The following is a 22,450-nucleotide window of genomic DNA, read 5'->3' on the forward strand; positions in this document are numbered from 1 at the left end:
ATGGCATCCGAGCGCATCGCAGCAATCATCGCAGCCGAGATCACGGCCCGGCCCGAACAGGCCGCGGCGGCGATCGGACTGCTGGACGAAGGCGCGACGGTGCCGTTCGTGGCGCGCTACCGCAAGGAGGTCACCGGCGGTCTGGACGACACGCAGCTGCGCCTGCTGGCCGAGCGCCTAGCCTATCTGCGCGAGCTCGATGCGCGCCGCGACACCATTCTCGGTTCGATTCGCGACCAGGGCAAGCTGACCGAAGAGCTTGAAACCAAGATCGCTGCGGCCGTCACCAAGGCGGAACTCGAAGACATCTATCTGCCCTACAAGCCGAAGCGCCGGACCAAGGCCGAGATCGCGCGCGAGCGTGGGCTGGGACCGCTGGCCGAGGTCATCCTTGCCGACCGCGCGGCGGCGCCCAGCGAACTGGCGCTGGCCTACATCACTGAAGAGGTGGCCGACGCCAAGGCGGCGCTCGAGGGCGCGCGCGACATCCTGTCCGAGCAGTTCGCCGAGAATGCCGATCTGGTCGGCAGGCTGCGGAGCTACATGAAGGAACGCGCCTTCATGCGGTCGCGCGTCGTCGACGGCAAGCAGGAAGCCGGCGCGAAATTCTCCGACTATTTCGACCATGTCGAGCGCTGGGCCAATGTGCCGAGCCATCGCGCCCTGGCGATGCTGCGCGGCCGCAACGAAGAGGTGCTGTCGCTTGATATCGAAGTCGATGCCGACGACGCGTCGCCGGTGAAGCCGGTCGAGCGGATGATCGCCGATGCCTACGCCATCGGCCGCCAGTTGCCGGGCGACCGCTGGCTGATGGAGGTGGCGGGCTGGACCTGGCGCGTAAAGCTGTCGCTGCATCTGACGCTCGATTTGATGCGGGATCTGCGCGAGCGGGCCGAGGAGGAGGCGATCCATGTCTTCGCCCGCAATCTGAAGGACTTGCTGCTCGCTGCCCCGGCCGGCTCGCGCGCCACGATGGGGCTCGACCCCGGCATCCGCACCGGCGTCAAGGTGGCGGTGGTGGACGGCACCGGCAAGCTGCTGGCGACGACGACGGTCTATCCGTTTCCGCCAAGGAATGACGTGCGCGGCACGCAGGCCGAACTGGCAGAACTCATCCGCCTGCACAAGGTCGAGTTGATTTCCATCGGCAACGGCACCGGCAGCCGCGAGACGGAAAGGCTGGTCGCAGACATGCTGGCCGACATGCCTGCCGAGTCCGGGCCGAAGCCGCTCAAGGTGATCGTCAGCGAGGCGGGCGCCTCGGTCTATTCCGCCTCGGCAACAGCAGCGGCGGAATTCCCCGGCCTCGACGTGTCGCTGCGCGGCGCGGTGTCGATCGCGCGGCGGCTGCAGGATCCGCTGGCCGAACTGGTCAAGATCGAGCCGAAGTCGATCGGCGTCGGCCAATACCAGCACGACGTCGACCAGTACCGGCTCGGCCGCTCGCTGGAAGCGGTGGTCGAGGACGCGGTCAATGCCGTCGGCGTCGACCTCAACACCGCCTCGGCGCCGCTTTTGGCGCGGGTTTCGGGTCTTGGCGCATCGCTGGCCGAGGCGATCATTGCGCACCGTGACGCGGCGGGTCCCTTCGCCAGCCGACGTGACCTGTTGAAGGTCTCGCGCCTTGGACCCCGCGCCTTCGAGCAATGCGCCGGCTTCCTGCGCATTGCCAACGGCACCGAACCGCTCGATGCCTCGGCCGTGCATCCGGAAGCCTATGGCGTGGCGAAAAAGATCGTTGCGGCCTGCGGACGTGACCTCCGCTCGCTGATGGGCGACAGTGCCGCTCTCAAGGCGCTCGATCCGCATGTCTTCGTCGATGAGCGGTTCGGCCTGCCGACGGTGCGAGACATCCTGGCGGAACTGGAAAAGCCCGGCCGCGATCCGCGCCCCGGCTTCAAGACCGCCACCTTCGCCGACGGCGTCGACGACATCAAGGATTTGAAGCCAGGCATGCTGCTGGAAGGCACTGTCACCAATGTCGCCGCTTTCGGCGCCTTCGTCGATATCGGCGTGCATCAGGACGGCCTGGTGCATGTCTCGCAACTGGCCGACCGTTTCGTCAAGGATGCGCATGAGGTGGTAAAAGCCGGCGACGTGGTCAAGGTGCGCGTCGTCGACATTGACATCAAGCGCAAGCGCATCGGCCTGTCGATGCGCAGGGATGGTGACGGCGGTACACCGAAGCCCCGCGACAATGGCAACAGACCGGTGCCGCGAGCGCCGGCGCCGCAGCGCCAGCCGGAGCGGCCGGTGCAACAAGGCGCGTTCGGCGCCGCGTTGGCCGATGCGTTGAAGCGTAAGTAGCTGATACTGCGCTGTCGGCGCTGCCCCTCATCCGCCTGCCGGCACCTTCTCCCCGTATAGTGACGGGGAGAAGGGGGCTGGCCGCAACGTCGGCGCCTTTCTGCAGCGCTGCAGATTGGCGAAATGCTATGCGAAGGCGTCTTTCTCCCCGTCACTATACGGGGAGAAGGTGCCGGCAGGGCAATGAGGGGCAGCGCCAATGCTCATCGGTTGCCAAAGCAATTTCGTTTGATTTTTTCGAGCCGGAAGCCGATAAGCCGCGCACTTCCGTGATCTGGAGAGCGAGAGCCATGGCCGCCGACAAGAACGCATTCGTCTGGGATGATCCTTTCCTGATCGAGGACCAGCTGTCGGAAGACGAGCGGATGGTGCGCGATGGCGCAGCGGCATTCGCCGCCGACAAGCTCGCTCCGAGGATCGAGGAAGCCTATCTCGAGGAAAAGACCGATGCCGGGATCTTTCGCGAGATGGGCGAGGCGGGTCTGCTCGGCATCACCATTCCGGAAGAATATGGCGGGCTCGGCGCCAACTACGTCACCTATGGCTTGGTGGCGCGCGAAGTCGAGCGCATCGATTCGGGCTATCGCTCGATGATGAGTGTGCAGTCGTCGCTGGTGATGTATCCGATCCATGCCTATGGCTCGGAGGCGCAACGCAAAAAATACCTGCCGAAGCTGGCGTCAGGCGAATGGATCGGCTGCTTCGGGCTGACCGAGCCGGATGCTGGTTCCGACCCTGGCGGCATGAAGACGCGCGCTGAGAAGACGGCGAACGGCTACAGGATCTCGGGCTCGAAAATGTGGATCTCCAACGCCCCGATCGCCGACGTGTTTGTCGTCTGGGCAAAGTTGTCCGACAAGAGTGGGGGCGCGCAGGACAATGAGATTCGCGGCTTCGTGCTGGAAAAAGGCATGAAGGGGCTGTCGGCGCCAAAGATCGACGGCAAACTCAGTCTCCGCGCGTCGATCACCGGCGAAGTGGTGATGGAAGGCGTCGAGGTCGGTGAGGACGCGCTGCTGCCTGACGTGTCGGGCCTGAAGGGGCCGTTCGGCTGCCTCAACCGGGCGCGCTACGGCATTTCCTGGGGGGCGATGGGCGCGGCGGAAGATTGCTGGCACCGGGCCCGCCAATATGGCCTTGACCGCAAGCAGTTCGGCAAGCCGCTGGCCGGCACGCAGCTGTTCCAGAAGAAGCTCGCCGACATGCAAACCGAGATCGCGCTGGGGCTGCAGGGCAGCTTGCGGGTCGGGCGGCTGATGGATGAGGGCAAGATGGCGCCGGAGATGATCTCGATCGTCAAGCGCAACAATTGCGGCAAGGCGCTCGACATCGCCCGCCAGGCCCGCGACATGCATGGCGGCAACGGCATCCAGATCGGCTACCACGTCATGCGCCATGCGCAGAACCTGGAAACGGTCAACACCTATGAGGGCACGCATGACGTGCATGCGCTGATCCTCGGACGGGCGCAGACCGGATTGCAGGCGTTTTTCTAAGCCGGCCCCGAGGCCAGCAACGCTGCTTAAATTAGTTGCACCGCAACATCTCTGCTTGGAGAATGGCCAGCATTTGTGTCAGGGTTCGGCGAGTTCGTTTGAAACGCCGACTTTCGGGGTCCCATGGCAATTCTGGCAGCCGTCTACCACCTGACCCATTACAAATATGACCGGCCGGTCGTCCTCGGCCCGCAGGTCATCAGGCTGCAGCCGGCGCCGCATTCCCGCACCAAGGTGCTCAGCCATTCGTTGAAGGTCGGGCCGGCGAACCACTTCGTCAATCTGCAGCAGGATCCCTACGGCAATTTCCTCGCGCGCTTCGTGTTTCCGGAACCGGTGACGGAACTGAAGATCGAGGTCGACCTCGTCGCCGACATGACGGTCTACAACCCATTCGATTTTTTCGTCGAGCCGGCGGCCGAGACCTTGCCGTTCGAATACCCGGAAGAGATCAGCGACGATCTCGCCATCTACCGGACGCCGGAACCGGCTGGACCGCTGCTGTCGGCGTTCCTGCAAACCATCGATCGCCACCCAACCAATACCGTCAATTTCGTCGTCGACCTCAATGCCCGCCTGCAGCGCGAGGTCGCCTATATCGTGCGCATGGAAACCGGTGTTTTTTCGCCGGAGGAAACGCTGGCCGCCAAGAAAGGCTCGTGCCGCGATACGAGTTGGCTGCTGGTACAGATCCTGAGGAACCTCGGCATCGCCGCGCGCTTCGTTTCCGGCTACCTGATCCAGTTGAAGCCCGACCTCGTCGCGCTTGACGGTCCGCCCGGCACCGCCGTCGACTTCACCGATCTTCATGCCTGGTGCGAGGTCTATCTGCCGGGGGCCGGCTGGATCGGCTTCGACCCGACCTCCGGCCTGCTCACCGGCGAAAGCCATGTGCCGTTGGCGGCCACGCCGCATTTCCGCAACGCCGCGCCTATTTCCGGCATGGCGAGCTTCGCCAATGTCGAGTTCGGCTTCGACATGCGGGTCGACCGCATCGCCGAGCACCCCCGCATCACCAAGCCATTCTCGGACGAAAGCTGGCAGGCGCTTGACGCATTGGGCAGGCAGGTCGACGCCGCACTCGAAGCCGGGGACGTGCGGCTGACCATGGGTGGCGAGCCGACCTTCGTGTCGATCGATGATTTCGAGGCGGAGGAGTGGAACACCGCCGCCGTCGGCCCGACAAAACGCGAAAAGGCCGATGCGCTGATCCGCCGGCTGCGTGAGCGTTTCGCGCCCGGCGGCTTCCTGCACTACGGGCAGGGCAAGTGGTATCCGGGCGAAAGCCTGCCGCGCTGGACCTTCTCGCTGTACTGGCGCGCCGACGGCGAGCCGGTGTGGAGCGACCCGTCGCTGATCGCGCGGGAGAACAGCGAAGCAGATGTCGGGCCGAAGCAGGCTGAAAGCCTGCTGACGGCGATTGCCGATGAACTCGGCATCGACAACACCATGGTCAGCGAAGCCTATGAGGACCCGGCTGAGTGGCTGCTCAAGGAAGGCAAGCTGCCAGAGAATGTCGATCCGTCCAATTCGAAGCTGGACGACCCCGAGGAGCGCAGCCGCATGGCGCGGGTGTTCGAACGCGGCCTGACCAAGCCTTCGGGCTATGTACTGCCTGTCCAGCGCTGGAACAGCCAGGCGTCGGGACCGCGCTGGCGTTCGGAGAAGTGGAAGACGCGGCGCGGCAGGCTGTTCCTGGTGCCGGGCGATTCACCGGTCGGCTACCGCCTGCCGCTCGGCACGCTTCCCCATGTGCCGCCGGCGCAGTTCCCCTACATCGTGCCGGTCGATCCTTCGCTGCCGCGCGGACCATTGCCGGCGCGCGAGGCTATTTTGCCTGAAGCCGCTTCTTTGCCGGAGGCTGCCCCGGCCGAACTTGAAGGCGCTGACGAAATGGCGCGCCGCCAGCAGGCGGCGTCCTTCACCGCAGCGACCGGCCAGCAGGACCGTGTCGAACAGGAGATTACCGAGATCGGTGGCGCGGTGCGCACCGCGCTGTCGGTCGAGCCGCGCGACGGACGGCTTTGTGTATTCATGCCGCCGGTCGAGGCGCTGGAGGACTATCTCGAACTGGTCGCGGCGGCCGAGAATGCGGCAAAGGTTATCGGCCTGCCGGTGCATATCGAGGGCTATGGCCCGCCGCACGATCCGCGCCTCAACGTCATCCGCGTGGCTCCGGATCCCGGCGTCATCGAGGTGAACATCCATCCGGCTGCAAACTGGCAGGACTGCGTGGCGACGACCACAGCGATCTACGAGGAGGCGCGGCAGACGCGGCTCGGCGCCGACAAGTTCATGATCGACGGCCGTCATACCGGCACCGGCGGCGGCAACCATGTCGTCGTCGGCGGCGCGACACCCAACGACAGTCCGTTCCTGCGCCGCCCCGATTTGCTGAAAAGCCTTGTCCTGCAATGGCAGCGCCGTCCGTCGCTGTCCTATCTGTTCTCAGGCCTGTTCATCGGCCCGACCAGCCAGGCGCCGCGTTTCGACGAGGCGCGCCACGATTCGCTGTACGAGCTTGAGATCGCCATGGCGCAGGTGCCGCATCCGGACAGTGGCAGCGCCCCGTTGCCGTGGCTGGTCGACCGGCTGTTCCGTAACCTGTTGACCGACGTGACTGGGAACACCCACCGTTCGGAAATCTGCATCGACAAGCTGTTTTCGCCCGACGGCCCGACCGGCCGGCTGGGGTTGGTCGAGTTCCGCGGCTTCGAGATGCCGCCCAATGCGCGCATGAGCCTGGCGCAGCAGTTGCTGGTGCGCGCCATCATCGCCCGCGCATGGAAGAACCCGCTCGATGGCCGCTTCGTGCGCTGGGGCACGTCACTGCATGACCGTTTCATGCTGCCGCATTATGTATGGGCTGACTTTCTCGACGTGCTTGACGATCTCAAGCTGAACGGCTTCGAGTTCCGTCCCGAATGGTTCGATGCGCAGCTCGAATTCCGCTTTCCTTTCTGCGGCGAAGTCCAGCATGCCGGCATCAAGCTGGAGCTGCGGCAGGCGCTGGAGCCGTGGCATGTCATGGGCGAGCAGGGCGCCATCGGCGGCACCGTGCGCTTCGTCGATTCCTCGGTCGAGCGGCTGCAGGTGAAGACCGAAGGGCTCAATCCGGAACGTCATGCGGTCGTCTGCAACGGCCGCATCGTGCCGATGAAGGTGACCGACTCCAGAGAGATCGCGGTGGCCGGCGTCCGCTTCAAGGCCTGGCAGCCGTCATCGGGGCTGCATCCAGCACTGCCGGTCAACACGCCGCTGGTCTTCGACATCTATGATCGCTGGTCGGGCCGGGCGGTCGGCGGCTGCGTCTACCATGTCGCGCATCCCGGCGGGCGCAGCTACGACACTTTCCCGGTCAACGGCAACGAAGCGGAGGCGCGGCGGCTCGCCCGCTTCGAGCCGCGCGGCCATACGCCGTCCGCCTACGTGCTGCGCGGCGAACAAGCCTCTGAGGATTTCCCGATGACCCTTGACCTGCGGCGGCCTGCAAGACTCTGATCAGCCATGGCAAAGGGGAATCACCAGGAAATACGCGGCAGGCCGCATAACCTGCTGGAGCACTACCAGCCGATCGACGGCGTCGTCGACGAGATGGTCGATGCATCAGGCAATCCCCGTCCGGTCTGGAAGGAGTTCATCGAGGCGCTGGAAGATCTGGGGCCTGAAAAGCTTGCCCAGCGCTTCGCCCGCGCCGACCAGTATCTGCGCGACGCCGGCGTCTATTACCGTCTCTACGATCAGGCCGGCGCCAATGAGCGCGAATGGCCGCTGGCGCATGTGCCTCTCCTGATAGAGGAGCAGGAATGGGCCGCGATCAGTGCCGGCCTGGTCCAGCGGGCCGAGCTGTTCGAGGAAACGATTGCCGATATCTACGGGCCGAACCGCCTGGTCGAGAAAGGCATCCTGCCGGCGGGGCTGATCGCGGCCAGCCCGGAATATTTGCGCCCCGTCGTCGGCACCAGACCGGCCAGCGGCCATTTCCTGCACTTCTGCGCGTTCGAACTCGGCCGTGGACCGGATGGCCGCTGGTGGGTGCTGGGCGACCGCACGCAGGCGCCGTCAGGTGCCGGCTTTGCGCTGGAAAACCGCGTCGCCACAACGCGTGCGCTGTCCGACATCTATGGCGAGATGCATGTGCACCGCCTTGCCGGCTTCTTCCGTCGCTTTCGCGACGCGCTTAACGGCATGGCCAAGGGATCGGGCGGCCGTGTCGCCATCCTGACGCCGGGGCCACTCAACGAAACTTATTACGAGCATGCCTATATCGCCCGCTATCTCGGCATCATGCTGCTCGAAGGCGAGGATCTGACCGTCTCCGGCGGTCGATTGATGGTGCGCACGGTTTCCGGGCTGATGCCGGTCAGCGTGCTGTGGCGGCGGCTCGACGCCGCCTTCGCCGATCCGCTGGAGCTGAGGCCGGATTCGCAGATCGGCACGCCAGGGCTGGTCGAGGCGATCCGCCGGGGAGCTGTCTCAGCCGTCAACGCGCTCGGCTCCGGGCTGATGGAAACGCGGGCGCTGTTCGCCTTCCTGCCAAAAATTTCGCGCGAATTGCGGAGCGAGGAGCTTCTCTTGCCGAGCGTCGCGACATGGTGGTGCGGGCGGGACGCGGACCGTGACCATGTGCTGGCCAACCTCGACCGCATGGTGATCGGTCCGGCGCTGTCGACGCGGCTTGCCTTCGAGGATGACGATTGCACCAGGCTGGGCTCGGCGCTGGTTGCCGGGGAACGGGCCGAACTGATAGCCCGGATCGAACGCGACGGGGGCGCCTTCGTCGGACAGGAAGCAGTGACGCTTTCGACCACGCCGGTCTATGTCGGCGGCTGGCTTGAGCCGCGGCCGGCAGCCCTGCGCGTCTATCTGGCGCGAACGCCGGAAGGCTGGACGGTGATGCCCGGCGGTTTTGCCCGCGTCGGCTTTTCGCTCGACCCGACCGCAATCGCCATGCAGCGCGGCGGCCAGGCTGCGGATGTATGGGTGGTCAGCGACAGGCCGGTGGAGCGCGAGACGCTGCTGCCGCAGGAGCACGACAGCTTCATCCGCACCTCGCCAGGCAGCCTGCCCAGCCGCGCGGCGGAGAACCTGACTTGGCTCGGCCGTTATATCGAGCGATCGGAAGGCACGGTGCGCATCCTGCGCGCCTATCACGTGCGGCTGGCCGAGGCCTCCGACCCGGACATGCCTTTGCTTGCCGATATCAGAGACCATCTCGAACCGTTCGGCATCGACGTCGCCACGGCGATCCCGCCGGGGCTGATCGGCACGCTGGACAGCGCCGTCTACAGCGCCGGACAGATCCGCGACCGCTTCTCGCCCGACGGTTGGCTGGCGCTGAAGGATCTGTCGAAGACCATCCATCAATTCGCGACAACGGTGGCGCCTGGCGATGATGGGACGCGGGCGATGACGGTCATCCTGCGCAAGCTCGCCGGGTTTTCCGGCCTGCTGCATGAGAACATGTATCGCTTCACCGGCTGGCGCTTCCTGGAGATCGGCCGGCGGTTGGAACGCGGCATCCAGATCGCCCGCACGCTGGCCCGGCTGACCGGGGCTGCGGCGCCCGAAGGCGCGCTCGACATGATGCTGGAGATCGGCGACAGCGTGATGACCCACCGGCGGCAGTATCCGGTGCAGGCCGGCAGGCGCACGGTGATCGACCTCTTGGTGCTCGATCCGCTCAACCCGCGCTCCATCCTGTTCCAGCTCGAGCGGCTGAAGGCCGAGATCGCGCTGTTGCCTGCTGTCGGTGGCGAGGGGCATATGTCGCCGGCGGCGAAAGAGATACTGCAGCTCAATACGGCAATCGCCATCAAGGAGCCCTCGGACATGACGGCGAAGGCACTGGACGATCTCGCCACCGAGATCGGCGGCCTCTACAACAGCCTCGCCAAGGCCTATTTCGGCTAAGGACGAGACCCGGAGGCTGGCATGCTCTACGACATCAGACTCAATCTGCGTTACGACTATGATGCTGCAGCCGGCGGCGGCCGCCATCAGGTGCGCGTGCTGCCGCCGACGATATCGGGCGTGCAGCGGGTGATCGCCGCTTCGCTGTCCTTCGCGCCGGCGCCGAGCGAACGCTCCGACTTTTCCGATTTCTTCGGCAACAATGTCACGTCGATCGCCTTTCGCGATGCCCATGATGCGCTCGACATCAGGATGAGCGCGCGCGTCGCCGTCTCGCGGCCGGAACCCGGGCTTGACGTGTCGCCCGACATTCGCCGGCTGCGGAGCCAACTCGAAGCGGTGCGGTCGCTGTCGCCTGATACACCGCATCACTTTCTGGCCGCCAGCGACCATGTCGGCATTGACGCTGATATCACAGGGTATGCGCGGAGCAGTGCCGGCAGTTCTGTCGTCGGTACCGCCATGGACCTGTGCAACCGCATTCATCGCGATTTCACCTACGATGGCGAGGCGACCACGGTGCAGACCCGGGCGAGCGATGCTTTCAGCTTGAAGCGGGGCGTCTGCCAGGATTTTTCGCACATCATGATCGCCGGCCTGCGCGGCCTCGGTATCCCCGCCGGCTATGTCAGCGGCTTCCTGCGCACCATTCCGCCGCCCGGAAAACCGCGACTGGAAGGGGCCGACGCCATGCATGCCTGGGTCAAGGTGTGGTGCGGGCGCGACACCGGATGGCAGGAATTCGATCCAACCAACGGCATGCGGGCAAGCAATGACCACATCACCGTTGGCCACGGCCGCGACTATTCGGATGTAGCGCCGATCGTCGGCGTCCTGAAGACGACGGGCGGCCAGGTCGGCGAGCAGGCTGTCGACGTCATTCCGGTTGTGCTGGAAAAGGCATGACGGCAAGCGAGGCCGCAATCGATTTGTAGGCGCCGAAGGTAGACAGAGAGACGGCCCGTCGAACGCACATGCGGTGCGCTGACATCATTCTGAAAGCCACACGCGGAACCAGCAGCCGTTCCTGCGCTTATCTACGGGAAAATTTCTCGTGGAGAGGACATGCTGGACAAATCCGGATCGTCGACTGGCCGGTCGGCTGCCAAGGAGGGTGCACCAAAAAACGGGGCGCCGAAGAATGGCGGAGAGGCCTCGGCCGATCGAGCCTCGCTCACCTATGTCACCGATTCCGAGCCCGGTATCCGCCGTTTCAGGACCGGCAGGGGATTTTCATACAAAGGACCTGACGGGCAGGGCGTCGACGAGAACACCATGGCCCGCATCAAGGCGCTCGCCATCCCACCGGCGTGGACGGATGTGTGGATTTCGCCCGTTGCTGACGGTCACATCCAGGCGACCGGCCGAGACCAGCGCGGACGCAAGCAATATCGCTATCATCCGCAATGGGCCGAGGAGCGCGACGGCGTCAAATATTCGAGCCTGGTTGCCTTTGCAGAGAGCCTGCCTGAACTGCGACGCCAGATCGACGCCGATCTGCGCCGTCACGGCCTGCCGCTGGAACGCGTTGTCGCCGCTGTGGTCTGGCTGCTCGACAACACGATGATCCGCGTCGGCAATGCTGCCTACGCCCGCGACAACAACAGCTTTGGGCTGACCACGCTGCGCGACCGCCATGTCGACATCAATGGCTCGAGCCTGCGTTTCGCTTTCAAGGGCAAGTCCGGCAAGGAATGGAAGCTGAAGCTCGTCGATCGCCGGATCGCCAGGGTTGTGCGCGGGGCGCAGGATCTGCCGGGCCAGAAGCTGTTCCAGTATCTCGACGAGGACGGAAGCAGGCGACCAATCCGCTCCGACGACGTCAACCGCTATATCAGGGAGACGGTGGGGGCCGATTTCAGCTCGAAGCATTTCCGAACCTGGGGCGGCACCATCCATGCTGCGTCGCTGTTTGCGCAAACCGAACGACCCGAAAGCCAGGCACAACAGAAGCGGGTGATGAACGGCGTCATCGACAAGGTGGCCGAGCGGCTGGGCAACACGCGCGCCATCTGCCGCAGCTGTTATATCCACCCACAGGTTTTCGAAGCCTGGTCCGAAGGTCGGCTGCTCGGCGAAATGGCGGATGCGAACAAGCGGAAGCGATCGATAGCCGGCCTTGATGATGAAGAAGCCGTCGTTTTGAGATGGCTGAAGGCGCAGGAAAGCTGAACCGACCAGAGCAACCAAAGGCCTTCATTGTGCTGGCAGGACATGATTTTTTTATCGACGTTGTGTCGGGATCGGTCCTACTGTTTCGTCCTTTGACAGAGAAAAGGACGCACCCATGCTCTACGCAATCCTCTGCTATGCCTCCGAAGACGTCGTCTGCTCGTGGAGCAAGGAACAGGACGATGCCGTCATGGAAAAACTCCTGGGCGTGCAGGAAAAATACGCTCGGGCCGGCCGGCTTGGCCCGGTGGCGCGGCTGCTGCCGACGACCGCAGCGACAACGCTGAGAAAGGTCAAGGGCGAATCGGTCGTCATCGATGGCCCGTTTGCCGAGACCAAGGAACAGTTCCTCGGCTTTTACACGCTCGAATGCGCCGATCTCGACGAGGCCGTCGACTTTGCGCGCGAGCTTTCCGAGGTGAACCCGAGCGGCGGCTCCTACGAGATACGGCCGGTTTCGCTCTTCAATCCCGCCAAGGTTTCAGCATGACCGACCTTACCTGGATCAGCACAGCGATCAGCACCGCCCGCCCACAGGCGATGGGCGCGCTGTTGCGCTACTTCCGCGATCTCGACGCGGCGGAGGAAGCTTTCCAGGACGCTTGCCTGCGAGCTCTGAAGAACTGGCCGACAAACGGCCCGCCGCGCGATCCGGCAGCCTGGCTGATCTTCGTTGGCCGCAACAGCGGCATCGACGCGGTGCGCAAGCGTGCCAAGCAGGCGCCGCTGCCGGAAGAGCACCAGATCTCCGATCTGGAAGATGCGGAGACCGATATCGCCGAACGGCTGGACGGCGCGCACTACCGCGACGACATATTGCGGCTGCTGTTCATCTGCTGTCATCCCGACCTGCCGGCGACGCAGCAGATCGCCGTGGCGCTGCGCATCGTTTCAGGCCTGAGCGTCAAGCAGATCGCCCGCGCCTTTCTCGTCGGTGAAAGCGCGATGGAGCAGCGTATCACACGTGCCAAGGCGCGCATCGCCGATGCCGGCGTGCCGTTCGAGACGCCCGGAGCGGTCGAGCGCTCCGAGCGGCTCGCCGCGGTTGCCGCGATGGTCTACCTGATCTTCAACGAGGGCTATTCGACCAACAGCGGCGAGGCGCCGGCGCGCGCGCCGCTCTGCGAGGAGGCGATCCGGCTGGCCCGGCTGCTGCTCAGGCTGTTCCAGACCGAGCCGGAGATCATGGGCCTGACGGCGCTCTTGCTGCTTCAGCATGCGCGTGCGCCGGCGCGGTTCGACGAGAACGGCGAAATCGTGCTGCTCGAAGACCAGGACCGCAGCCTGTGGAGCCGCAAGATGATCGACGAGGGGCTGGCGCTGGTCGACAAAGCGCTACGCCACCACAAGCCCGGTCCCTACCAGGTGCAGGCGGCAATCGCCGCCCTGCATGCGCGCGCGGCAAGGCCCGAGGACACGGACTGGAACGAGATCGAGCTGCTCTACAGCCTGCTCGAGCAGATGCAGCCGTCGCCGGTGGTGACGCTGAATCGCGCCGTCGCGGTCGCCAAGGTCCGCGGGCCGGAAGCCGCACTTGCCATGATCGAGCCGCTGGAACAAAGGCTTTCCGGCTATTTCCATTTTTTCGGCCTCAAGGGCGGACTGCTGATGCAGCTCGATCGTGGTGAGGAGGCGCGCATCGCCTTCGACCGCGCCATTGCGCTTGCCAATACGGCCGCCGAGGCCGCCCATATCCGCATGCATATCGACCGGCTGATGAAGGAAGGCGCCGTGCGGGGAACCGCGCAGACAGCGCGCTGAGACGACTCGCTGGTTCAACGGTCTGCCTTTGGCTTAGACCATGCCGGGGTGGCGATTTTTCCCTGAAACGAGTAATGCCACGCCATGACAGCGCCTGATGGGCCGATCGGCGCAGGGACGGCATGGCACAAGGGTGCATGTCGTTGTCCCAAAACCGCTGCGCACCCTCGGGTCGGGCCCGAGGGCATGCTTTTGGGCGACATGCATTATGAGCGATGGGATCTGAAAGGGAAAGAAAATGACGATTGCGAACGAAACAGCCGGGCTGCTGGCGAAACTGGGCGTTGCCGAGGCTGCGCTTTCAGGCGGCGATCTCATCGTGCGCAGCCCGGTGACGGGTGAGCAGATCGCCGCGCTGAAGACGATCTCACCGGCCGATGCGGCAGAGACCATCGACAGGGCGCATAAAGCCTTCCAGGCATGGCGGCTGGTGCCGGCACCGAAGCGCGGCGAGTTGGTGCGGCTGCTAGGCGAGGAACTGCGCGCGCACAAGGCAGAGCTTGGCCGGCTGGTGTCGATCGAGGTCGGCAAGATCCCGTCCGAAGGGCTCGGCGAAGTGCAGGAGATGATCGACATCTGCGATTTCGCCGTCGGCCTGTCGCGGCAATTGTACGGCCTGACCATCGCCACCGAGCGCCCGGGTCATCGCATGATGGAAACCTGGCACCCGCTGGGCGTCGTCGGCGTGATTTCGGCCTTCAACTTCCCGGTCGCGGTGTGGTCGTGGAACGCCGCGCTGGCGCTGGTCTGCGGCGACGCGGTGGTTTGGAAGCCGTCGGAAAAGACACCGCTGACGGCGCTCGCCTGCGAGGCGATCTTCAAGCGTGCGGCTGAACGTTTCGGCGATGCTCCGGAAGGCTTGATTTCGGTGCTGATCGGCGATCGCGCCGTCGGCGAAATCCTGGTCGATCATCCTGATGTGCCGCTGGTCTCGGCCACCGGCTCGACCCGCATGGGCAGGGATGTCGGTCCACGGCTGGCGAAGCGCTTTGCCCGCGCCGTGCTGGAGCTCGGCGGCAACAATGCCGGCATCGTCTGCCCGACGGCCGATCTCGACATGGCCTTGCGCGCCATCGCCTTCGGCGCCATGGGCACCGCCGGCCAGCGCTGCACGACGCTCAGGCGCCTGTTCGTGCATGAGAGCGTCTACGACCAACTCGTTCCGCGCCTGAAAAAGGCCTATGAAAGCGTCTCTGTCGGCAATCCGCTGGAGACATCAGCGCTGGTCGGACCGTTGATCGACAAGGCAGCCTTCGACAGCATGCAGAACGCGTTGAAGGAAGCCGCCGCTCAAGACGGCAAGGTCACCGGCGGCGTGCGAGTCGAGAACGGCCTTCCGGACGCTTATTACATTCGTCCGGCGCTGATCGAGATGCCCAAGCAGGTCTCGCCGGTGACGGAAGAGACCTTCGCGCCGATCCTCTACGTGATGAAATACTCGGACTTCGACGCCGTGCTCGACGAGCACAATGCGGTCGGAGCGGGGCTGTCGTCGTCGATCTTCACCCGCGACCTGCAGGAATCCGAGCGCTTCCTCAGCGTCGACGGGTCCGACTGCGGCATCGCCAACGTCAACATAGGCACGTCGGGGGCCGAGATCGGCGGCGCCTTCGGCGGCGAGAAGGAGACCGGCGGCGGCCGCGAGAGCGGTTCCGACGCCTGGAAGGCTTACATGCGGCGCGCCACCAACACGGTGAACTATTCCAAGGCGCTGCCGCTGGCCCAAGGCGTGTCCTTCGACATCGACTGAGAACGCCAGGGCTCGTTTCGTGGCAGCACCGAGCCCGGGTGGCTCTATAGGGCGGCTGATGTGGCCCAGCCCATGTCGTTGAAACGTCATCCGTGCCGACCCATATGCGCATTGCGTCGGATGTTTTCCTCCCATTGCGTCCGGCGCGTTCCCCTCTGGAGGTTTTGAACCTTCATGCCTGGCCGGACCTTAACAGTCCGGCCTTTTTTCTTTTTGGCCGCCCTGTGAAGCTGCGCTGCCGCGAGCGAGCTGTAAAAACCGCCGTAGGTCGGAGCATCCACGCCCGGCAGGCCGTGGTGCTGGCAGCCCGGACGGGCGCCCACCGGCATAACAGCCCACTGAGCGCGTAATGTTCGACCATTTTCGTCACACTCGACAGCGGCTTGGCAGTAGGGGTGCGGCAACGGAAGCTGCCATTTCGTCAAAGAATCCACTAGTCTCGCTTGGTTTGCGAGACGGCGAGAGATGCCCGACCTGAAACAGATGCCCGATATGAGACAAATGAGATTGATCGGCATCGTGGCCGCGACGGCGATCGGTCTGTACATCTGCTACCGCCTGGCATTGCCTTTTTTGCCCGCATTGACCTGGGCTCTGGTGTTGGCAATCGTCCTGCATCCGGCTCATCGACGGGTCGAGGAAAGGCTCAGGAATCAAAATCTGGCTGCATTGATGTCGGTCAGCATCGCGGCGGTGGCGGTCGGCCTGCCGCTCGTCTTCGTGGCACAGCAGCTTGTTGGCGAGGCGGTAAACGGCGCCACCTACATGGAGGAGGTCATCCGGGGCTGGAACACAGATGCCTTCCTGTCGGGCTATCCCAGGCTTTCGGCGGTTGCCGGATGGATCGAGAACCAACTCGATCCGGCCGGCACGGTCGCCGCATTTGTACAATGGCTGACGGGACAAAGCACATCGCTGCTGCGCGGCTCGATCAACCAGGCCGTGATGTTCGTGCTGACATTCTATCTGCTGTTCTATTTCTTGCGGGACCGTGAACCGGCCCTGCGCGGGATCGAGCGTCTGTCGCCGCTGCGCGCATCGGAGATGGCATATTTGCTGTCCCGCCTTGCCGAGACGGTGCATGCGATCCTGATAGGCACCGTGCTCATCGCCGTCGTGCAAGGAACGCTGGGCGGTCTGATGTTCTGGTGGCTCGGCCTGCCGACTCCGGTCTTCTGGGGCCTGGTAATGGGGCTTCTTGCCATCGTGCCGGTGCTTGGCGCATTCCTGGTCTGGGTGCCGGCAGCGATCTATCTCGCGCTGGAAGGGGCTTGGGCGAGCGCAGCGATCCTGACCGTCTGGGGCGGCGGCGTCGTCGCCGGCATCGACAATCTGCTCTATCCGATGCTTGTCGGGAGCCGACTGCGGCTCCACACAGTGGTCGCCTTTATCGGCGCGATCGGGGGCATCGTCCTTTTCGGAGCATCCGGGCTTGTCCTCGGCCCTGCGGTGATCGCGGTCACCGTCAGCCTCATTGACATCCTCAAGAAACGATTGAACGACCAAACCGGGGCGGAACTGACGCCAAAGCGCGACACAAAGCCATCACGGCAGTCGAGAGCCGCGACTGGTCGTGAGTAAGCACCGCCACGCGCCGCCGTCGAAGGCTGTATCGCTCGAAGGGTGCGGGTGGACAGTTTCCCGTTCGTCGTCCCATTATCGATGCCAGGCGTTTGGTGAGTTGTGGAAGCATGAAGATTGCATGCGTTGTAGGCGGCGGGTTCCTCTTTTATCGAGTACATCCGCGCCTTGTTGGAGAGCCAAATGCAAGAATTCCTTCTTTTTGCGATCGTAGGGTTTTTAGCTCAGGCTGTGGACGGCGCTCTCGGCATGGCCTACGGCGTGATTTGCTCGACAACACTACTGGGGTTCGGCGTGTCTCCTGCACATGCTTCGGCTTCAGTTCACGCGGCCGAGCTGTTTACCACGGCGGCCTCGGGTTCGGCTCACCTCTATCACCGCAATATCGACTGGAAGCTTTTCTGGCGGCTGATGCCGTTTGGCGTGCTCGGCGGCGTTCTCGGCGCTTTTGTGCTCACCTCGTTTGAGGGGGCCATCATGAAGCCTTATGTGACCACATATCTTGCGCTCGTCGGAGGTTGGCTCCTGTTCCGTTCCTTCCGACGGATACCAAGCAAGCCGGTCCCTGACGCCGTGGTACCTCCGCTTGGACTTGGTGGTGGATTTCTCGATGCCGCAGGGGGTGGCGGATGGGGACCCATCGTGACGACGGGCCTTCTCGGTTTTGGCGGAACGCCCCGCTACGTTATTGGTACGGTAAATGCCACCGAGTTCCTTACAACGTTGTCGGTGTCTCTGACCTTCCTGTTTGCGTTGTTAACGGGCCATTGGGCGGAGGCAGGAGAACTGACAGAAAATCTGATCGCCGTTGCCGGCCTGGTCCTTGGCGGGGTGATCGCAGCGCCGATGGCCGGATTGATGGTGAAGTCGATCGCAGAAAAGACGCTTCTCAGGCTCGTTGGCACTCTCATCATACTGCTGGCGGGCTGGCAAACCGCGCAACTTTTCGAATTGGTGTAACTGAGGCACATCGAAAAAGTTGTCGGCGTCGATTCCCTGACGGCCGTGCCGGAGACAAAAACTCAAATCCTAAATGGAACGAAGAGGCCCCATTGTTGTTTGGATGCCTTGGACAACCGGAGGCCGAGTCGATGAGAAAATTGGTTGCAACAGCAGGGTTGGCACTGGCGGTCGCGATGCCTGCAGCGGCGCAGGACGCCGCGACCGCGAAAGCCGAATTCGTCAACATGGCTGGCGAGAAGAATGGAACGGCCACGCTGACCGAGACGGCGCAGGGTGTGCTGATAGAGTTGGAGGTGACGGGACTGCCGGCGGGCGAATTGGTTGCGTTCCATGTTCATGAGACCGGAAAGTGCGATCATCAGACCGGCCATGACTCGGCCGGTGGACACTTCAATCCGACGAATGCCGAACATGGATATCTCGCCGGAAAAGGCCCGCACGCGGGCGATATGCCAAATCAGCGGGTCGGCGCCGACGGCGTTTTGCGTGCTCAGGTTTTCAACAGCATGGTCAAGCTGGATGGTGGAGAAACGGCGATACGAGGCAAGGCATTGATGATCCACGGTGGGCAGGACGACTACAAAAGCCAGCCTGCCGGTGATGCCGGAAAACGTCAGGCCTGTGCCGTGATCGAGTGAGAAAACCCCAAGGGCGTAGCCGACATATGGTCTGACCGGCGCTACAGTTCGGCGGCCAGGCAGATGGTCGGAGCCTCTGGCATGAGGATAAGCCAGACGGTAAGCTCATGCGCCTGCAGAGGAACTGGCGACGCAGCCATTGCGCCGAGGCTGGCCTTCATTTGCGACTGCCGGATGATTGCATGAACGATACTTCTCCTATGGGTGTGCCCGCCACGGGCCTTGCCCAGTCAGCCATTTCCGCCCGCGGCCTGGTCAAAACCTTCGGCAAGCTGCGTGCCGTCGATGGTATCGACCTCGATGTGCCGGGCGGCATTATTTTCGCTATCCTGGGTCCGAACGGCGCCGGCAAGACAACGCTGATGCGGATGCTTGCGACGCTGTCGCGCCCCGACGCCGGCTCCGCGACCGTGATGGGGCACGATCTCGTGCAGGCCCCGCACGAGGTCCGTGCGGCAATCGCGATAACCGGGCAGTTCGCTTCGCTCGACGAGGACCTGACGGGCCGGGAGAACCTCGTCCTGCTCGCCCGACTCTGGGGTTTTCGCGGTCGCGCCGCGAAAGCCCGCGCGGACGACCTGCTCGCGGCTTTCGGCTTGTCCGAAGCGGCGACGAAGCAGGTGAGGGACTATTCGGGTGGCATGCGAAGGCGGCTCGACATAGCCGCCTCGCTGATCGTCACGCCGGGCGTGCTGTTCCTCGATGAGCCGACCACAGGCCTCGATCCGAACGCCCGCAAGGATGTCTGGGGCATGATCCGCGGCCTCGCAGAGGCCGGCGTCACCATCCTGCTCACCACGCAATATCTCGAAGAGGCCGATCAACTCGCGGCACGCATCGCCGTCATCGACCACGGCAGGAAGATTGCCGAGGGCACCAGCCGCGAATTGAAGGCGGCCACCGGCTCCGGTTTTCTCCATGTCGCGCTCGCTGATGTTGCGCGGCTGGACCAGGCGGCGTCGATCCTGGAACGCCGGCTGGAGCACCCTGTCCAACGCAGTGCCGAGGGCGCCGAACTCTCCGTCCTTGCCGGCACGGCGAAGGCCGCCAACGAGGCGCTCGCCGATCTGGTCGCTGCCGGCATCGAACTGTCGGATTTCTCCATGGGCCAACCCAGCCTTGAGGAGGTCTTCTTCGCGCTGACGGGCCAGCCGAGCCTGGGTGAAAGCCGGAAGGACGACAAGCCATGATCGACACGACATCCCTGCAGCGGCTGCAAAGGGTCGCCCGACCGAGGTCCCCATCAGCCCTTTCCAACGCGCTGGTCTTCGGATGGCGCGCGGTGCTGAAATTCAAGCATGTGCCGGAGCAACTCTTCGACCTGGTGATGACTCCGATCATGTTCACGCTGCTGTTCACCTTCGTCTTCGGCGGTGCGCTCGCCGGTTCGCCTGGCGAATACCTGCAGTTCTTCCTGCCCGGCATCCTGGTTCAGACCGTGGTGTTCAACGCAGTCTATTCGGGCATGGGATTGTCGACCGACCTCGGCAAGGGCTTGTTTGACCGCTTCCGATCGCTGCCGATCTGGTCGCTCTCTCCGTTCGCCGGTCTGATGGTGGGCGACATCCTGCGCCATTTGATTGCCGCCTCGATCATTCTCATCATCGGGCTGATCCTCGGCTACCGGCCGGAGGCGGGCATCCTCGGCGTGCTTGCCGCCTTTGCCATGCTGATCGCCATCGGGTTCGGCATGGGCTGGGTATTCATCGTGCTCGGCCTGCTGATCCGCACGCCAACCACAGTGATGACGCTCGGCTTTACCTTCCTGTTCCCGCTCGTCTTCGCCTCAAACATCATGGTCGACCCCGGGACCATGCCGGACTGGCTGCGGGCCTTCGTCGAAGTCAATCCGGTGTCGCTGATGACGACGGCGCTGCGCGGGTTGATGGGTGGCGGGGCGACACTCAGTCAGGTCGTCCTCGCCCTGATCGCGCCGGTGGCGCTGACCGCGATCCTGGCGCCGACGACACTATGGCTGTATCTCAGAAGGTGAGAGGCGTAGCGGGAGAGGTATCCCTACGCGACATGCACCGTGCGCTGCCTCGGCTTGATCGCGGTGGCGAGCAGCAGGCCGGCGACGATAAAGGCGGCGCCGGCGAGGTCGTAGTCGTGCAAGCTTTCGCCTAGGAAAAGATAAGCGAGCACGGCGACAAAAACAGTCTGCAGATAGAGCAGCATGCTGGCGCGCCCGGCGCCAAGCGTCTCGACACTGCGGTTGTAGAGGTAATACATCAGAGCGCCGCCCGGGCCAGCGACATAGGCGAGTGCCAGAAGGCCGTTCGCATGCAGCGCCGAACGCTCGCCGGAAAACAGCTCCCAGAGATAGAGGGGCAGTGCGGCCAGCGCGCCGGCCCCCAGCAGCAGGACTACCGTCGGCAGCAGTTCGATGGCGAATTTGGCGCGACGCAGCAGCACGGTGTAGAGGCCCCAGCAAAACGCGCTGCCGACGATCCACAACTCGCCGGGATTGAACTGGAGCCGCATCAGCGAGGCAAGGTCGCCGCGCGCCACGATCACCACCATCCCGACCAGAGCGAGCAGCGCGCCAAGTGCCTTCCAGACGCCGAGGGGCTCGCCGAGCACGAAGCGGGCAAGCACCATGGTCATGATCGGCGACAGCGCCATGATAATGCCGGCGGTGGTCGCGTCGGTGTAATTGAGGCCCGTGTAGATCATGCCCTGACAGAGGGTCAGCCCGATGGCGCCGATGGCCAGCACCTCGATCGCCCGGGACTGGATCAGTGCAAGCATCGCCCCATGATGATGATGGACGATAGGCAGCAGGATCGCGCAGGCGAGCACCAGCCGCCAGAAGCACAGCGCCCAAGGCGGCATCTCGGGGGCGACCCACTTGGCTGCGATGTAGACGCCGGCGGACAGGAGCCAGCAGAGCGTCGCGGTGGAATAGGCGAGTGGAAGCGATGCGTCGGCCGTCGTCTTGGCTACGCCAGGATGGGCTATCGGCAGCGATTGCATGCCCGTCTCCTCCCACCGCCGATCTTAGCAAGATTGCTGCGCCTTGCCGAGCCGCAATGTCAGCTATGTCACCAATCCCTGTGGGCGGCTTGAGCGCAACTCTGGATGACGGCGCGTGGCGGATACCGACGTATCTTCATCGCGCTGATCCGTGCCGATGCAGCGCGTGAGGCGGACAGGATCGCCGATTTAGACCTGGTCCGCGGCGGCTGCCTCACCAGCTTGATTGGCAATACATCGACGAAAACGGTTCAAAACCGCTGCGGAAAATCCTTGTGGGCGATGTCGACCAGAAGATGGCGTCCCATGACGCCAAGCCGATCAGACCACCGGCCCGCTCATTCTTCAGGTGCACGTGTCGGCACGTATTCGCTCGCGTCGAACACGTGGTGGTGAACGCGTCCGGCGAACATTTTCAGCAGCTCGCCGGTAACTTGGCGGCTTTCGGACCGGATGGGGGATTGAAGCGCCAATTCGCAGGCCGCCATATCCGGATAGCGGATGGCCAGCGCCATTGCGTAGGCCGGGGCGCCTTCGTCGCGGATAGTTCCGTCGAGGATGCGGATTTCCTCGGCTCCGGGAAACTGCGTCCAGAGCGGGACAAGCCGGTCTTTCACGAACTGGCGGAACTCAGTTTCCCTGCCGCTATGGATTTCGCCTTCGAAGAGCGCGTATCGGATGATCATGGTTTCTCCGGTGTTTCGGCCTGCAACATTTCCCGGTGCGGCCGCGAGGCCGCGCGACTGCCGGATCGGTTGAGATGGGCCGGCTGTGGCCGGGTGAGTCGTGGCGGGGGGCCGAAGACCCCAACCCCCCCAACCCCCGGCGCGCACAAAGTGGCCCCCAAATTATTTTTTTTTTGTGAAAGTAAATATTTGGGGGGGGGGAGTGTT

Annotated in this window: 16 protein-coding genes; 14 read left to right on the plus strand and 2 right to left on the minus strand. The window is 64.0% G+C overall.

Features of this window, described 5'->3' with window-relative positions:
- The 14 genes from AC0L2K_RS13890 (at position 1) to AC0L2K_RS13955 (ending at position 20,574) form a co-directional block, all read left to right on the plus strand.
- The gene (locus tag AC0L2K_RS13890; RefSeq protein ID WP_473531600.1) at positions 1 to 2,307 is read left to right on the plus strand and encodes a Tex family protein; all 2,307 of its coding nucleotides are present in this window, start codon (positions 1 to 3) and stop codon (positions 2,305 to 2,307) included.
- Positions 2,308 to 2,597: 290 nt separating this feature from the next.
- On the plus strand, positions 2,598 to 3,803 hold the full coding sequence (locus tag AC0L2K_RS13895; RefSeq protein WP_128247106.1) for an acyl-CoA dehydrogenase: 1,206 nt from the start codon (positions 2,598 to 2,600) through the stop codon (positions 3,801 to 3,803).
- A 123-nt stretch (positions 3,804 to 3,926) separates the two neighbouring features.
- Positions 3,927 to 7,304 carry a transglutaminase family protein gene (locus AC0L2K_RS13900; RefSeq protein WP_287240457.1) on the plus strand — a complete coding sequence of 1,126 codons (3,378 nt, stop codon included), beginning with the start codon at positions 3,927 to 3,929 and terminating at the stop codon, positions 7,302 to 7,304.
- 6 nt (positions 7,305 to 7,310) lie between these two features.
- Entirely contained in the window at positions 7,311 to 9,716 is a 2,406-nt protein-coding gene (locus tag AC0L2K_RS13905) for a circularly permuted type 2 ATP-grasp protein (protein WP_287173361.1), read from the plus strand.
- Positions 9,717 to 9,737: 21 nt separating this feature from the next.
- Positions 9,738 to 10,622, plus strand: a complete 885-nt coding sequence (locus AC0L2K_RS13910) for a transglutaminase family protein (protein WP_091594789.1) — start codon at positions 9,738 to 9,740, stop codon at positions 10,620 to 10,622.
- A gap of 159 nt (positions 10,623 to 10,781) precedes the next feature.
- Positions 10,782 to 11,888: a DNA topoisomerase IB gene (locus AC0L2K_RS13915; protein WP_287363658.1), complete on the plus strand. Its 1,107-nt coding sequence runs from the start codon at positions 10,782 to 10,784 to the stop codon at positions 11,886 to 11,888.
- Between the two features lie 115 nt (positions 11,889 to 12,003).
- A complete protein-coding gene (locus AC0L2K_RS13920) occupies positions 12,004 to 12,378 on the plus strand; it encodes a YciI family protein (RefSeq protein ID WP_027153193.1) in 375 nt (124 codons plus the stop codon).
- Positions 12,375 to 13,649, plus strand: coding sequence for an RNA polymerase sigma factor (locus tag AC0L2K_RS13925; RefSeq protein ID WP_287240449.1), 1,275 nt, complete (start codon positions 12,375 to 12,377; stop codon positions 13,647 to 13,649). The genes AC0L2K_RS13920 and AC0L2K_RS13925 overlap by 4 nt, the downstream gene beginning before the upstream one ends.
- Positions 13,650 to 13,887: 238 nt before the next feature.
- Positions 13,888 to 15,399 carry an L-piperidine-6-carboxylate dehydrogenase gene (gene amaB, locus AC0L2K_RS13930; protein ID WP_287173356.1) on the plus strand — a complete coding sequence of 504 codons (1,512 nt, stop codon included), beginning with the start codon at positions 13,888 to 13,890 and terminating at the stop codon, positions 15,397 to 15,399.
- Positions 15,400 to 15,900: 501 nt separating this feature from the next.
- A complete protein-coding gene (locus AC0L2K_RS13935; RefSeq protein ID WP_245277612.1) occupies positions 15,901 to 16,980 on the plus strand; it encodes an AI-2E family transporter in 1,080 nt (359 codons plus the stop codon).
- A gap of 183 nt (positions 16,981 to 17,163) precedes the next feature.
- Complete coding sequence (locus AC0L2K_RS13940) at positions 17,164 to 17,940, plus strand: sulfite exporter TauE/SafE family protein (RefSeq protein WP_287173354.1); 777 nt, start codon at positions 17,164 to 17,166, stop codon at positions 17,938 to 17,940.
- A gap of 131 nt (positions 17,941 to 18,071) precedes the next feature.
- Positions 18,072 to 18,581 (plus strand): superoxide dismutase family protein, encoded by a 510-nt coding sequence (locus tag AC0L2K_RS13945; protein ID WP_287240443.1) that lies wholly within the window; start codon positions 18,072 to 18,074, stop codon positions 18,579 to 18,581.
- A gap of 182 nt (positions 18,582 to 18,763) precedes the next feature.
- Entirely contained in the window at positions 18,764 to 19,771 is a 1,008-nt protein-coding gene (locus AC0L2K_RS13950; protein WP_287363661.1) for an ATP-binding cassette domain-containing protein, read from the plus strand.
- Complete coding sequence (locus AC0L2K_RS13955) at positions 19,768 to 20,574, plus strand: ABC transporter permease (protein WP_027153180.1); 807 nt, start codon at positions 19,768 to 19,770, stop codon at positions 20,572 to 20,574. Before AC0L2K_RS13950 ends, AC0L2K_RS13955 begins: the two co-directional genes overlap by 4 nt.
- Positions 20,575 to 20,597: 23 nt before the next feature.
- Here the strand turns inward: AC0L2K_RS13955 and AC0L2K_RS13960 are convergent, their stop codons facing one another.
- Both AC0L2K_RS13960 and AC0L2K_RS13965 read right to left on the minus strand, forming a co-directional pair.
- Positions 20,598 to 21,557 carry a DMT family transporter gene (locus tag AC0L2K_RS13960; RefSeq protein WP_287173348.1) on the minus strand — a complete coding sequence of 320 codons (960 nt, stop codon included), beginning with the start codon at positions 21,555 to 21,557 and terminating at the stop codon, positions 20,598 to 20,600.
- A 338-nt stretch (positions 21,558 to 21,895) separates the two neighbouring features.
- Positions 21,896 to 22,243 carry a hypothetical protein gene (locus AC0L2K_RS13965; RefSeq protein ID WP_128168920.1) on the minus strand — a complete coding sequence of 116 codons (348 nt, stop codon included), beginning with the start codon at positions 22,241 to 22,243 and terminating at the stop codon, positions 21,896 to 21,898.
- Positions 22,244 to 22,450 lie beyond the last annotated feature (207 nt).

This window comes from Mesorhizobium sp. WSM4817, from assembly GCF_055811135.1.

Excerpts from the sequence above, each read along its gene's own strand:
- AC0L2K_RS13890 (WP_473531600.1), top strand. The coding sequence starts at position 1 with ATGGCATCCGAGCGCATCGCAGCAATCATCGCAGCCGAGATCACGGCC.
- AC0L2K_RS13895 (WP_128247106.1), top strand. The coding sequence starts at position 2,598 with ATGGCCGCCGACAAGAACGCATTCGTCTGGGATGATCCTTTCCTGATC.
- AC0L2K_RS13900 (WP_287240457.1), top strand. The coding sequence starts at position 3,927 with ATGGCAATTCTGGCAGCCGTCTACCACCTGACCCATTACAAATATGAC.
- AC0L2K_RS13905 (WP_287173361.1), top strand. The coding sequence starts at position 7,311 with ATGGCAAAGGGGAATCACCAGGAAATACGCGGCAGGCCGCATAACCTG.
- AC0L2K_RS13910 (WP_091594789.1), top strand. The coding sequence starts at position 9,738 with ATGCTCTACGACATCAGACTCAATCTGCGTTACGACTATGATGCTGCA.
- AC0L2K_RS13915 (WP_287363658.1), top strand. The coding sequence starts at position 10,782 with ATGCTGGACAAATCCGGATCGTCGACTGGCCGGTCGGCTGCCAAGGAG.
- AC0L2K_RS13920 (WP_027153193.1), top strand. The coding sequence starts at position 12,004 with ATGCTCTACGCAATCCTCTGCTATGCCTCCGAAGACGTCGTCTGCTCG.
- AC0L2K_RS13925 (WP_287240449.1), top strand. The coding sequence starts at position 12,375 with ATGACCGACCTTACCTGGATCAGCACAGCGATCAGCACCGCCCGCCCA.
- amaB (WP_287173356.1), top strand. The coding sequence starts at position 13,888 with ATGACGATTGCGAACGAAACAGCCGGGCTGCTGGCGAAACTGGGCGTT.
- AC0L2K_RS13935 (WP_245277612.1), top strand. The coding sequence starts at position 15,901 with ATGAGATTGATCGGCATCGTGGCCGCGACGGCGATCGGTCTGTACATC.
- AC0L2K_RS13940 (WP_287173354.1), top strand. The coding sequence starts at position 17,164 with ATGCAAGAATTCCTTCTTTTTGCGATCGTAGGGTTTTTAGCTCAGGCT.
- AC0L2K_RS13945 (WP_287240443.1), top strand. The coding sequence starts at position 18,072 with ATGAGAAAATTGGTTGCAACAGCAGGGTTGGCACTGGCGGTCGCGATG.
- AC0L2K_RS13950 (WP_287363661.1), top strand. The coding sequence starts at position 18,764 with ATGAACGATACTTCTCCTATGGGTGTGCCCGCCACGGGCCTTGCCCAG.
- AC0L2K_RS13955 (WP_027153180.1), top strand. The coding sequence starts at position 19,768 with ATGATCGACACGACATCCCTGCAGCGGCTGCAAAGGGTCGCCCGACCG.
- AC0L2K_RS13960 (WP_287173348.1), bottom strand. The coding sequence starts at position 21,557 with ATGCAATCGCTGCCGATAGCCCATCCTGGCGTAGCCAAGACGACGGCC.
- AC0L2K_RS13965 (WP_128168920.1), bottom strand. The coding sequence starts at position 22,243 with ATGATCATCCGATACGCGCTCTTCGAAGGCGAAATCCATAGCGGCAGG.